Annotated in this window: 8 protein-coding genes; 5 read left to right on the forward strand and 3 right to left on the reverse strand. The window is 69.3% G+C overall.

The features are described 5' to 3' along the window. Positions 1–40: 40 nt before the first annotated feature. Both AB0K00_RS00550 and AB0K00_RS00555 read right to left on the reverse strand, forming a co-directional pair. Positions 41–3493 (reverse strand): glycoside hydrolase family 2 TIM barrel-domain containing protein, encoded by a 3453-nt coding sequence (locus AB0K00_RS00550; protein WP_363513002.1) that lies wholly within the window; start codon positions 3491–3493, stop codon positions 41–43. A 156-nt stretch (positions 3494–3649) separates the two neighbouring features. After that, positions 3650–4012: a cyclic-phosphate processing receiver domain-containing protein gene (locus AB0K00_RS00555; protein WP_363513005.1), complete on the reverse strand. Its 363-nt coding sequence runs from the start codon at positions 4010–4012 to the stop codon at positions 3650–3652. Between the two features lie 136 nt (positions 4013–4148). Here AB0K00_RS00555 and AB0K00_RS00560 point away from each other — a divergent pair, with 136 nt between their 5' ends. The 5 genes from AB0K00_RS00560 (at position 4149) to AB0K00_RS00580 (ending at position 11794) form a co-directional block, all read left to right on the forward strand. Next, positions 4149–4847, forward strand: a complete 699-nt coding sequence (locus tag AB0K00_RS00560) for a DUF6308 family protein (RefSeq protein WP_363513008.1) — start codon at positions 4149–4151, stop codon at positions 4845–4847. Positions 4848–5060: 213 nt separating this feature from the next. Further along, on the forward strand, positions 5061–6485 hold the full coding sequence (locus AB0K00_RS00565; RefSeq protein WP_363513011.1) for an ankyrin repeat domain-containing protein: 1425 nt from the start codon (positions 5061–5063) through the stop codon (positions 6483–6485). Between the two features lie 95 nt (positions 6486–6580). Further along, positions 6581–8665 carry a cellulose binding domain-containing protein gene (locus AB0K00_RS00570; protein ID WP_363513014.1) on the forward strand — a complete coding sequence of 695 codons (2085 nt, stop codon included), beginning with the start codon at positions 6581–6583 and terminating at the stop codon, positions 8663–8665. An 88-nt stretch (positions 8666–8753) separates the two neighbouring features. Beyond that, entirely contained in the window at positions 8754–9236 is a 483-nt protein-coding gene (locus AB0K00_RS00575; protein ID WP_363513017.1) for a GNAT family N-acetyltransferase, read from the forward strand. Between the two features lie 782 nt (positions 9237–10018). Further along, on the forward strand, positions 10019–11794 hold the full coding sequence (locus AB0K00_RS00580; RefSeq protein WP_363513020.1) for a GDSL-type esterase/lipase family protein: 1776 nt from the start codon (positions 10019–10021) through the stop codon (positions 11792–11794). An 87-nt stretch (positions 11795–11881) separates the two neighbouring features. Here the strand turns inward: AB0K00_RS00580 and AB0K00_RS00585 are convergent, their stop codons facing one another. Then, positions 11882–12913 (reverse strand): DNA polymerase IV, encoded by a 1032-nt coding sequence (locus tag AB0K00_RS00585; protein WP_363513023.1) that lies wholly within the window; start codon positions 12911–12913, stop codon positions 11882–11884. Positions 12914–12921: the final 8 nt, after the last annotated feature.

A 12921-nucleotide genomic window follows, 5' to 3' on the forward strand; every position in this document is an offset into this window, starting at 1 on the left:
GCGCCATCGTGGCATCCGGCCCGGCCCCGCCGTCACCCATTTACGCCGGGGTGAACCGGACCGCGTTCGCCCGGGCGAAGGTCGTGCCGGCGGTCAGGACGACCTTGCCGGCGGTGCCCTGCGCGAAGGCCCACGTGCCGAGGATGCGCCAGGTCCCGCCCGCGGCGACCTGGTCGACGGTGACCTGTGCGGTGCCGCCGGCGTGGGTGATCTGGTACGCGGCGGCGGTCGTGCTGCTGGTGCTCGCCGGCACCCACACCTCGACCAGGTAGGTGCCGGCCGCGCGCAGCGTCGGTGCCCAGGTGGCGGTGGAGCCGCCGGTGTTGCTGTAGCGGCTGGGGGTGCCGTCGACGCCGGCGAGGCTGCTGGCCAGCCAGGTACCGGTCTCGCGGTACCGGATCGACCCGGCGCAGTCGGCGGTGGTGTCCAGCGGTGTGACGGTGACCTGCCGCGCTCCGGGGGTGCCGGGCACGACGTAGCCGGCCGAGGGTGCGCTGGTGCCGCTCTCGCCGACGGCGGTGACCCGGTACGCGATGCCCGCGACGGTGCCCTGCGGGCCGAGCACGAGGGTGGTCCCGCCGGCGACGACGGCGACGGTGCGTTCCGGGCCGCAGTCGGCGGCGGCGACGAGGTAGCCGGCGGCGCCGCTGACCGCGGACCAGACGAGGGTTGTCACGCCGCCGCTGGTGGAGCTGCCGAGCCCGGTCGGGGCGGCCGGGGTGCCGGTCGGCAGCGGCGGGGTGGTGCGGGCGGGCAGGGTCTGCGGGGCGGACCAGCCGGCGGCGGTCCCGCACCGGACGCTCACCTGCTGGGCGGCGTCGGCGACGAGCCCGGTGACGGTGAGCAGCTCGACGGCGGAGGACTCCACGACGCGCACGACGGTGCGGCCGCCGCCGGTGGCGGTCACCTCGTACCGCTCCGCCTCAGGGTGTGGGGTGATCCGCACCGCGACCCGGTCGTCGGCGGCAAGCGCGCCGTGCACGGTGAACGTCGCGGCGGTGACCGGCGCCTGCTCGCTCCAGACGGTGTTCGAGCCCTTGATCCGCACGGAACTTGCGGCGACCGTGCCGCGGACCGAGCCCTTGAGCGCCGTGGTGACGTCGCTGACGACGGTCGTGCCGGAGTACGCCTGCACCTGGTGATCGGTCGCATTCGGGGCGACGATGAAGCCGAGCACGAACCCGCCGGCGACGGGTACCACATCCTGGATCTTGGGCGGCAGCGCCAGGGTGCCGGTCGGGGTGACGGTCACCGGCGCGGAGGCGGGTGAGACGCCGGCGCCGTTGACCGCGACGACCCGCACCTGGATGGCGCTGCCGTTGGTGAGGCCCGTCAGATCGGCGAACCCATTGACGGTGTCCGCGCCGGTGACGCCGGTCGAGGTGAGCACCCGGTAGTTGTCGGCGTTGGCGACCCGGTCGAAGACGACCCGCACCGCCCCGTTCGCGGCGACCGTCGCGCGGATCACCGGCGCCGCGGGTACCCGGATGTCCAATGTGGACACGGCGATCTCGTGGCCGGACGGCGCGAGGAGGGTCAGCCATTGCCGGACGGCGGTGCCCGGGTCGGTCCAGCGCACGGCCCGCTGGAGGGTCGCGGCGCCGGGTGCGATGTCGGGCAGCGGGACGATCCGCCCGTCGATGACGGTGCCCTGCGCGTCGGTGACCTGCCAGGCGAGGCGGTGCCCGCGCAGGACGCGGGCCGGGGCATCGGCCCGCGGATTGACCGTGAGCAGGCTCAACCCGGTTGCCGCGGTGATGCCGAGTCCGGCCACGAGCGCGTTGGTGGCCTGCAGTTGCGCGTACGCCCGCTTCCGCTGCCCCCACACGTTCTGGATGCCCCAGCCGCGGACCTGGTTCGGCGACGTGCCGCCGAAGCTGCTGCGGTAGTCGTTGAACGTCCAGTGTGCGCTGCCCACGATCCACGGCCGGCCGGGGAAGACGGTCGCGGCGGCGTCGCTGGTGGTGCGGAAGTCGACGTCCTCGCGGGTGGTGGGGAACGTGAAGCTGTCGGAGCTGTACTCCGAGACGAAGACGGGCTTGTCCGGGTACAGCCCGTGCACGTGATCCGCGCCGCCGGCGAAGCCGCCGTACATGTTGATGCAGGCGAAATCCGTGTACTGCAAGGCCTCCGCGCCTGGCGTGGCGGCGCTGCCGGAGGTGTTGCTGACGTAGGTGCACAGCCGCGTGCTGTCCAATGTGGACTTGATGTACGCGATCATCTCGCGGACGAAGACGCGCCCCTCCTCGCTGGCGCCACGGATCTCGTTCGCCACCGACCAGGCGACGATCGACGGGTGGTTGTAGTCGCGGCGGATCATGTCGCGCAGCTCGGCGCGGGTGGTCTCGTTCGCCGGGTCGAGGTTGGCGCCGCTGCCCCAGACCGGGATCTCCTCGATGAGCAGCATGCCGATCTCGTCGGCGTAGTCGAGCAGCTCCGGCGTCTGCGGCACGTGGTGGATGCGCATGAGGCCGGCCCCGGCCGCCTTCATCCGGTCGAGGTCGCGCCGCACCAGGTAGGTCGGCTCGGTCGCCCCGACCACCCGGTCGTCGCCGACCCGGTTGTAGCCGTTGAGCCGGACCGGCTCCCCGTTGAGGTGGATCGCCGTGCCGCGCACCTCGACCTTGCGGAACCCGAACCTGTCGGCCTTGCCGTGCAGCACCGTCGAGCCCTCGCTGACGGTGGTGTCGCAGGTGTACAGCACGGGCCGGTCGAGCCCCCACAGCTCGAACTGCCCGGCCGCCACGCCGCTGTCCAGCCGCGCCTCGGCGGTGCCTTTCGCCGGCACGGTGACCGTCGTCGCGGGCGCCCCCCACGGATAGGTGCTGCGCACGGTGACCGTCCGCGCGCTGGCACCGGCGTTGGACAGCGTGACCCAGTTGACGACGCTGCCGGCCCCGCTGCCCAGGTCGGGCGTGGCGATGACGTGCTGCCGCTCGATCCGCACGGCCGCGTCCACGGTGAGCGAGACCGACCTGCTGATCCCACCCCACGGCCACCACGCGCCGATGGAGTAACTGTTGCTGGCCGCGACGACGACGGTGTTGGTACTGGTGAGCCGGCTGGTCACGTCGAACTCGAACGGCGTGTAGCCACCCTGGTGCTCGCCGAGATACGCACCGTTGAACCAGACCCTGGCCCGGTAGTAGACGGCCTCGAACCGCAGCCGGACGACCTGCCCGGCAACAACCGCGGGCGACGCGACGGTCCTGCGGTGCCAGCCCCAGCCGCGATATCCGGCCCAGGCGTCGTGCACGTCCCAGTTGCCGGGCACCTGCAGCGTCGCCCAGCCGGAGTCGTCGAACCCGGGCTGCGCCCAGCCCGCGGCCTCACCGGTCCCGCCGGGGTCGGTCGCGAACCGCCACCCCCCGTCGAGCGACACGGTCACCGACCCGGCCGCCTGGGCCGACCCAGCCAGCACGGAGATGGGCAGAAGGGCCCCGGCGGTGCCGGCACCGAGGAGCTTGAGGACGTCGCGCCGATGCGGGGTCACATGAGCCTCCGGAAGGTTCCTCCCGGAATCGGCTACGGGCGGATCCGATTCCGGAAGAGACTTGCAGTAGCCGCGAAGCTAGTGCACTCTGCGCAACCCGTCAACCATCGAGCCGCTCGAATCGGGTCGGTCACGCGCGTCGGTCACGTGCGTCGGTCACGTGCCGAGGTATGCGACGTGCGGGGAACCGGCGGCCAGGCGGACCTCGTAGCCCCAGCGGCGCAGGGCCTGCAGCATCTTGGCCGCACCCGGCGGGTTCGCGGAGTGGATGACGACGACCCCGACGTCGAACGGGCGCTCCTCGAACGCGGCCAGCTCCAGCAGCTCCACCACCGGCCAGATCGTGTCGTCGCCGCCCAGGTCGTGGTCCAGCCACAGCTCATCGATCCGCCGCTGCCGGTACCGGCCGAGGACCTCAACCCCGGCCGCGCTGGTCCGCGCCACCTCCGCCGCCCGTCCATCGACGAAAGACCGCAGGTCGTCGACCAGAACGATGACGCGCTCCCGCTCGCTGCTCACCCGCCGCACCGTAACCGACCGCCGACAAACAACCCGGTGGATTACTGATCGCCGACGAACAGGGATCCACCGGGTTGTGGGGTCCGTCAGAGAGATCCGCCGCAACACCGCCACCGGCTCAAACAGGTAGGTACACATGACTGGTAAACGGGTTATCAACCTGGCCACACTGCTGCAGGTGCTCGACGCGCCGCAGTCCAAGCTGGACCTGCAGCGATACTTCGCAGCCGGCCCGCGACCAGGCGACGCACCACCATTTACGGGCAGTCGATTCGAAAGGCTGGCCGGCGGCGGGGACCGCGCGGCGAGTTGGGATGTCATCACCGCAGACGACCTGGTCGCAGTCGAGATGCTCAACGTTCGGGTGCCAGCCCGGGTGGCACTCCACCTGCTCGAAGGGGAGCTCGGCAACACGATCACAAGGGAGCTGCGGGAGATTCCGGTCGACGCGGTGCTTGGGACCGAGAAGTCCGCCGCGCGCGTTGCCGTGAACAGTCCGGCCAGCAACGCGTGGCATCTTCTCAAGAACTGCGACGACGTCGGCTGGGTCACCGCGGGGAAGTTGCTCGCCCGGAAACGCCCCAGGCTCATCCCGGTCTACGACAGAGTGGTGCGCTGTGCCTATGGCGCCCCGAAGGGCTTCTGGCTCTGGCTGGACGGCATGCTGCAGAAACGGGATGGCGTGCTCGCGCAGCGACTGGCGACGCTTCGGGAAGCGGCCGGGCTGCCTGACGAGATCAGTGCGTTGCGCGTCCTCGACGTGACGATCTGGATGCGCCATCGCAAGAGGCACTCGGAAGATCGGTGCCCTGGCATAAGCGCTGACCTCGACTGATCCGGGGATGGCTGCCGGGTGGACGGATCGGCGCGGTTTGCCGGGTGGGTGACGGCGGGGGGTGGGTCGCTTAGGGTGGGGGGTGGCGCTCGGGGCGCCGGCAGTCCGCGCGAAGGGCCAAGCCCACCTGGAAGGTCGAAGCGAAGCCGGTGCGTCACCCCTCCTTTCCGGCCTGAGCATGCGGGCGCCAGGCATCCGGACAAGGAGGCAGCCATGCCGACCCGCCGTCTTCCCGACAATCCCGACCTCGAGCACCTGCGCAACCAGGCCAAGACGCTGCAGCGGCGGGTCCGGGACGGGGACGCGCAAGCTCTCGCGGCGGTGCGGGAGTTCCATCCGCGGCCGCCGCAGGCCTTTGCCCGGGCCGATGCGCTGCTGGTGGTCGCCCGGTCCTACGGGTTCGCGAGTTGGCCGGCGCTGCGGGCGACCCTCGACGCGATCGACCGGTTCACGCGGTCGCCGCACCGCCGGCCCGTCGACGGCACGAGCGCGCCGGTCGATGAGTTTCTGCTGCTGGGCTGCCTGACCTACAGCAACGACGATCCCGCGCGGTGGGCGCGGGCGCGGCGGATGCTGGCCGAGCGGCCGGAGCTGGCCGGGGAGTCGATCTTCACGGCGGCCGCCGTGGGGGATGTGGCGGCGGCGCGGCGGTTGCTGGACGGCGATCCTGGGCTGGCGGACCGGCAGGGTGGGCCGCACCGGTGGGAGCCGCTGCTGTACCTGGCGTATTCGCGTATCGACAGCACGGCGCCGGGGCACTCCACGTTGGAGGTCGCGCGGCTGCTGCTGGAGCGGGGTGCCGACCCCGAAGCGGGGTTCCTGTGGGACGGGCTCACGTCGCCGTTCACGGTGCTGACGGGGGCGTTCGGCGGGGGTGAGGGCGCGCCGCCGCCGCACCAGTTCCGGCTGGAGCTGGCGGAGCTGCTGCTGAGCGCGGGTGCCGACCCGAACGACAGCCAGACGCTGTACAACTGCGGCCTGCAGCCGGACGGGGACGAGCACCTGCGGCTGCTGTTGCGGCACGGGCTGGGTCGCGGTGACGGCGGGGTCTGGCACCGGCGGCTCGGGCACACGCATCCGACGCCGGCGCAGCTGCTGCAGGACGAGCTGATCAAGGCCGCGCGGCACGGCCGGTTCGACCGGGCCCGGCTGCTGCTCGACCATGGTGCCGATCCGGACGGGGTGGGCACCGCGCATCCCATTTTCGGGGGGCGCACCGCCCGGGAACTCGCCACCCTGCACGGGCACCCTGACCTCTTCGATGACGGCGGCAGCGCGGACCCCGTGCTGCAGTTCCTCGGCGCTTGCACGCGCGCGGACGAGGAGGCCGCCGAGCGGCTCCGGACGGCGGCTGCGATCGCGGCGCACCCTCAGCACCTGGTCGCCGCCGCGATCGACGGCCGGACCGCGGCGGTGCGGCTGATGGCGCGGCTGGGGTTCCCGGTACAGGGCATGGCGCTGCACCAGGCCGCGTTCCACGGGCACCTCGACACAGTCAAGGCGCTCGTCGAGCTCGGTGCCGATCCGAGCCGGACGGACCCGTCGTACCACGCCACGCCGCGCGGCTGGGCGGAGCACAACCATCAATGGGCGGTGGCGGAGTACCTGGCGACCGTGGAACGTTCACGGACCAGCTGAAGGTCACGGCGGCGGGGTTGTCGAAGCGCTTGACCTGATCTCGGGACGTCACCAGCATGGGAGCGCTTCCATTCAAGCTCTCCGATTGGACCGCCATGCAGATCGGACTCCGCCGTGCCGTGAGCCGCCGCGCCGTGATGAGCACGGCGCTGCTGCTCGCGGCCGGGATGTCGGCCGCCGTGCCAGGCGTCGCCGCGGCCGCCGACCCCGTGCCCACCACCGTCACCGTGAACGCCAGAGCCGGCCTGGCGACCGTCCCGGACACCGCGTTAGGCGTCAACGACGCGATCTGGGACGCCGAGCTCGGCACGACCGCCGTGTCGGACCTGCTCGGTGCCGCCGGCGCGCAGATGATCCGGTACCCGGGCGGCTCCTACGCCGACATCTACCACTGGCGCGACCACACCGCTCCCGGCGGCTACGTCGCTCCGAACACCGACTTCGACACGTTCATGGGTTCGGTACGCCGGATCCACGCCCAGCCGATGATCATCGCGAACTACGGCACCGGTACCGCGGAAGAAGCGGCCGACTGGGTCCGCTACGCCAATGTGACCAAGGGTTACGGCGCGAAGTACTGGACGATCGGCAACGAGAACTACGGCAACGGCCACTACGGCTCCGCGTGGGAGGCGGACAACCACGCCGACAAGAGCCCGCGGGCCTATGCCGAGGGCGTGGTGGCGTTCGCGGCCGCCATGAAGGCGGTCGACCCGACGATCAAGATCGGTGCGGTACTCACCACGCCGGGCAACTGGCCCGACGGGCTGGTCGGCTCCGGCGACGCGGGCACGTGGAACCAGGTCGTGCTCTCCGTCGCCGGACCGTCCATCGACTTCGTGGACCTGCACTGGTACCCGGGTGGTGGCACCGCCGCGGAGTCGCTGGGCAAGACCGATCAGATCGACGACATCATGTACCTGACGCGCCAGCAGCTCGCCCGGTACGCAGGTGCCGGCGCCGCCCGCATCAAGGTGAGCTTCACCGAGCTCAACGTCGGCGTCGGGCAGAACACGCAGCCGGGCGCGTTGTTCCTCGCCGACGCGTACAGCAGCCTGCTGGACAACGGCGTCTTCACGGTCCAGTGGTGGAACGTGCACAACGGCATCGGCACCGTGTCCACGGTCGCCGGGCAGACCGACTACGGCGACTTCGGCCTGCTGTCCAGCGGCGGCTGCCAGACCGGCGGCACGGTCTGCGAGCCGGCGATGAACACGCCGTTCGCGCCGTACCACGCGCTGAGTCTCATGAAGTCCTTCATCCGCCCGGGCGACCAGCTCGTCCGCGCGGGCACCGGTGACCCCTTGCTGAGCGCGCACGCCGCCCGCCGGCCGAACGGCGATCTGGCCGTCCTGCTCGTCAACAAGGACCCTGACAACGCGCGGGCGGTCAGCCTCCAGTACGCCGGCTACTCCCCCGCCGCCGCCGCGCCGACGGTCATCTCGTTCCGCAACGGCGACACCGGCCTGAGCACGGCGGCCACCGGCACCGCGGCCGCGCAGACCCTCGCGCCGTATTCGCTGACGCTGCTCGTGCTGCACCCGTCGTCGCCGGTCACGGGCGCTCCCGGCGCACCTGGCCAGCCCACCACGACCGCCATCGGCGCGACCACGGCGACCATCGCGTGGCCGGCCGCGCCGGCGGGCGGCAGCCCGATCGCCAAGTACGAGGTGCACCGCCAGAACGGCACCACCAGCGAGCAGCTGGGCGAGACGCCGGGCACGTCGCTGCAGGTCGCCAACCTGAACCCGGGCACCCGGTACACCGTCAACGTCATCACCCGCGACACCGCCGGCCGGCTCTCGTGGTCCTCGCCGCCGCTGACGTTCACCACCACCAGCCCGGCGACCAGCACCTGCACCGTCCGCTTCACCGACGTCAACGACTGGGGCAACGGCTACGTCGGCAACATCGACATCACCAACACCGGCACGTACCCGATCAACGGCTGGACCCTCACGTTCACCTGGCCCACCACCTGGCAGACCGTCAACGGCAGCTGGAACGGCAACTGGACCCAGACCGGCCGCGACGTGAAGATCACCAACATCGACACCAACGGCGCCCTTGCCGCCAGCGGCGGCGCCACCAGCACCGGCTTCGTCGGCGGGTACAACGGCCCCAACGTCCTCCCGACCGCCTTCCGCCTCAACGGCACGGTCTGCACCGTCGCCGCCTGACCCTGCGTTCCCGGGCCGGCAGCACGCCTGCCGGCCCGGGGCCGTCGAAATGCGTTGCGGGGCGGCGGCTGGGCGGGAGGATGGCCGGATGGAGCACACGCATCCGGTCCGGCGGGCGACCCCCGCCGACGCTGAGCTCGTCGCCGACATGCTGGACACGTTCAACCGGGAGTTCGACACGCCGTCGCCGGGTGTGGCGGTCCTCGCCGGGCGGCTGAAGACCCTGCTCGCCGGGGACGACCTGGCCGCGCTGCTGACCGGCGAGCCCACCGCCGACGCCCCCGCCGCCGGTCTCGCCGTGCTCTCGTTCCGGGTGAGTGTCTGGTACGACGGACCGGCCGTCACCCTCGACGAACTGTATGTGCGCCCCGGACTGCGCGGCCGGCGCTACGGCCACGCGCTGCTCACGGCCGCGTGTGAGCTGGCCCGCGGGCGCGGCGCGGAGGCGCTCGAGATCAACGTGGACGGCGAGGACGTGGACGCCCGGCGGTTCTACGAGGCGCACGGCTTCAGCAACACCGAGCCGGGCGCGGCCGAGCCGATGTTCTACTACTACCGCGACCTGGTCTAGTCCTACCGCGACCCGGTCTAGTCACCTCCGCAACTGTGGAACCCCGGTGAGGCCGGTGGCCCGTGGTCAGCGAGGGTCCTCGGAGCCGAGCATTCGTCTGAGCGGTACCTGGACCACTGGGCCATACTGGCGGTCCCGGTACGACGCGCTCGTGGGTCCGTTGCTCAAGCGCCGTCCATTTGGCGGGCTGGCTGGCGGCGTAGGCGGGCGCCAGGGCCGACATCTATGACCTGGGCCATACCATGTGAGCTCAGTAAGCGAGCATTCTCAGCGATACGATCTTCCATCTTTAACGCTATCCGGTCATCTCGACTCGCGATACCGCCTTCGACGGACACGCCGGTTGCTTACACAAACGGCGTCGGCGCCACGCACCTTCCCGCTCCTGGGGGAGAGCACAGGTTCTACGACCCCCGGGACAGCCGGTGGTTCGACGACTTGGTGTATCAGTGCGACTGGCGCCACGAACCGGACGACAGACGGGTGACTAGGCACCACACTGGCGACCTGCAAGTGCAAAATGTCGCCATTTCCTTCGTTTCCTCCACCAATACCGCCAGTAGCGTACGCATCACGGATGTGGCATCGGTCAGGCGGTTGAGTTGGTGCAGCATCTAGCTGATAACCAACCACATGTAGCGGTGTTTGTAGGTCGATCACGCAACGTATCCGTGTTTTGGTTGCGGTTAGCGGTTAATGAGCGAACGATTCATAGGCTGACGCCATGTATAAAGCGGAGCCAGTGAGGACGCCAGCGAAACGCCGTCCCGAGGAGTGATCGCATGTCTCGAAAGACCCGATCAACACTACGATACTTAGCGGCGGCTGTCACCACGGCCTGCTTGCTCTTGGGAACCAACATTTCGAATGAGCTTGCCCATGCTGCCACGCCCGCGTGCTCGCCCTACGCCTTCAGTAATGTTGGGTTGAGCGGTGGCATTGCCCTGAACACATGCAGCCGGATTGTGCAACTCACTAGTCCGGGCAGCTCTGTCAGCGACGACGAACCGAGCCTCGCCCCTAACGGTCAAAATGTAGCGTTTCGACGTTTCACGAACAACGTCAGTGAGATCTTTACAGTGTCGACGTCTGGCGGCACGCCGTTCCAAGTGACGCACCTCGGAACTGAGAACACCGAACAGCCTAGTTGGTCTCCGGACTCCACGCAGATCCTGTTCAATGGGATAGCCAGCCCAGCTGACCTTCACAAGACGATATATAAGGTCATGGCCGACGGCTCTGGCCTCACCGTGATTGGCGAAGGCGAGCATCCAGTGTGGTGCCACAACGGACGCATGGCGTTCGCATACCAGCCGGAGCTTTCGCCGACTCGTGAAATCCACGTAGTAAACAGCGACGGCGGCAACGAACTGGTCCTAACCAACGGAGCGGGCGACAGCGACCCTGCATGGAGTCCCGACTGTCGGTACATATTCTTTGACCGGTGGGCACCAGCGACCGGTTCGGCGCAGATATTCACCGTACCTGTTACAGGAGGTCAGCCAACCCAACTCACCGTGAATGCCACGGGTCTTGACCTGAATCCTAGCATCAGCAACAACTGGACCATGGCGTTTGTACACACTCCAGACGGCGCGAACCCCCAGATCTACCTGCAATGGCTTGGCAGCGCATCGGCCGTTGCCCAGCCCGCCACGAGCCAGGACGACTTCTGGCCGTCGTTCTCGCCAGGCGACGGCAGCGTTTCCGCTCCCGTAGGGTTTCCAATTGCTGTTGGAGACACTCAGCTTGAGGCATTCGGAGGCGGCGACTCGTACGGCTCCGGCGAGGGGGCTGGCGGGTACACGCCAGACACGAACATCAAAACCAACCGTTGTCACCGCTCTCCGAGTTCATATCAGCAAATCGTCGCAGATCGACTCGGGTACAAGCTCCGCTTCCATGCCTGCTCTGGTGCCGTCATCAACGATTTCTACGCACCGTGGATCAAGAACCATTCCGGCGCGCCCAATGATGGAGAAATCGGGCAGTTGGACTGGCTAAATTCGAAGATCAAGCTTGCCATGATTTCCGTAAGCGGTAATGACGCCCACTTCCCGGACGTCATTCAGGGCTGCTACCTCCGCGACCAATCGATTTTCCCGACCTGTGAAAGCCTGTACGGCTCGAGGGTGAAGCGATGGATTTCCCAGATTGAGCAAAGTGGCGAGCTGGTCGCGTTGTACCGAAACATAAAGGCGCGCGTGGCTCCGGGTGCCAAGATTCTCATAAATGAGTATCCTCGCTTCTTCCGACTCAACCCCACCTCGGCATGCAATGCCGGTGGGATGGTCTTTCGCGCGTCAGATCAACGCTGGATCAACGACAGCATTCTTCGTCTAGATGAAATTATCGCAAGCGCTGCACACAAAGCAGGCGTCACGCCCGTCGGCACCTATGACGCCTTCGATGGACATGAGCTGTGTTCACGTCAGCCATGGATGAATGGACTTATCCTCGACGTGAACAAGAGCTACCGTCAACAAAGCTTCCACCCTAACGCTCTCGGCTACTTTGCGGAAGCAAAGCTCAACCTACGGAAGCTTGGCATCAAATAGCGTGAATAGTTGCTGGCGACGCGCAATCGGGTGTCGCCAGCAACCTATGCCGGTTGAGGCGTGCTCCGCCGCAGCGGGCACCCAGGGCTAGTCCATCGCCAGGTCGGTGCGGACGCCGACCAGCCGCACCGGCCGCTGCAGGTCGAACTTGGCCAGCACGGTGCGCGCCGCCCGCTCGATCTCGTCGAGGTCGGTGGTTGGGTCGCCGCGCAGCTTCATCGCCTTCGTCGGCGTGTGGAACGACGCGAACCGCACCTTCACCGCGACGTGCGTGACCCGCCGCCCATCGGCGACGACGCCGGCACCCAGCTCCCGTGCCAGGGCCGCGACGTGCCCGGCGATCGCGTCGCGGTCGGTGAGGTCCTCGACGAAGGTCGTCTCGCGGCTGCGGGACCTGGCCACCCAGGGCTCGGTGTCGACGCTGGTGTCGCCGGCGCCGCGGGCGCTCAGCGCCAGCCACGTGCCCGCGCGCTTCCCGAAGTGCTCGGCCAGCAGCTCCGGGGACGCGCCGGCCAGGTCGGCGACCGTGCGCAGGCCGAGGGCGGTGAGCCGCTTCACGGTCTTCGGCCCGACGCCCCACAGCTCACCGGCTGGCTTCGCACCCATCGCCGCCATCCAGGTTGCCCTGGTCAGCTGGTGGATCCCGCCGGGCTTGGCGAACCGCGCGGCGTGCTTGGCCGTCAGCTTGTTGTCGCCCACCCCGATCGCGCAGCTCAGGCCGGTCGCGTCGAGCACCGCCCGGCGTACGTCCACCGCCAGCGCCACCGGATCCTCAGTGTCGGCGCCGAGGAAGGCCTCATCCCAGCCGTACACCTGCAACCGCACCGGAAACGTCGCCAGCGTCGCCATGACCCGCGCGGATGCGGCCTGGTAGGCGGGCGGGTCGGACGCCAGGAACACGGCCTCGGGGCACCGCCGGGCCGCGACCTGCAGCGGCATGCCGGACCGGACGCCGAATGCGCGCGCCTCATACGACGCGGTCGCCACCACCTGCCGCGCCCGACCGGGATCCCCGTCCCCGCCGACCACGACGGGCCGCCCCCGCAACTCCGGCCGGCGCAGCACCTCGACCGCCGCGATGAACTGGTCGAGGTCGACATGCAGCAACCACCAGCTCACCCCGTCGA

The organism is Dactylosporangium sp. NPDC049525 (genome assembly GCF_040676755.1).
Classification (GTDB): Bacteria; Actinomycetota; Actinomycetes; order Mycobacteriales; family Micromonosporaceae; genus Dactylosporangium.

What these genes read in the sequence shown, in the direction of transcription:
- AB0K00_RS00560 (WP_363513008.1), top strand. Translation starts at nt 4,149, where the DNA reads ATGACTGGTAAACGGGTTATCAACCTGGCCACACTGCTGCAGGTGCTC.
- AB0K00_RS00565 (WP_363513011.1), top strand. Translation starts at nt 5,061, where the DNA reads ATGCCGACCCGCCGTCTTCCCGACAATCCCGACCTCGAGCACCTGCGC.
- AB0K00_RS00570 (WP_363513014.1), top strand. Translation starts at nt 6,581, where the DNA reads ATGCAGATCGGACTCCGCCGTGCCGTGAGCCGCCGCGCCGTGATGAGC.
- AB0K00_RS00575 (WP_363513017.1), top strand. Translation starts at nt 8,754, where the DNA reads ATGGAGCACACGCATCCGGTCCGGCGGGCGACCCCCGCCGACGCTGAG.
- AB0K00_RS00580 (WP_363513020.1), top strand. Translation starts at nt 10,019, where the DNA reads ATGTCTCGAAAGACCCGATCAACACTACGATACTTAGCGGCGGCTGTC.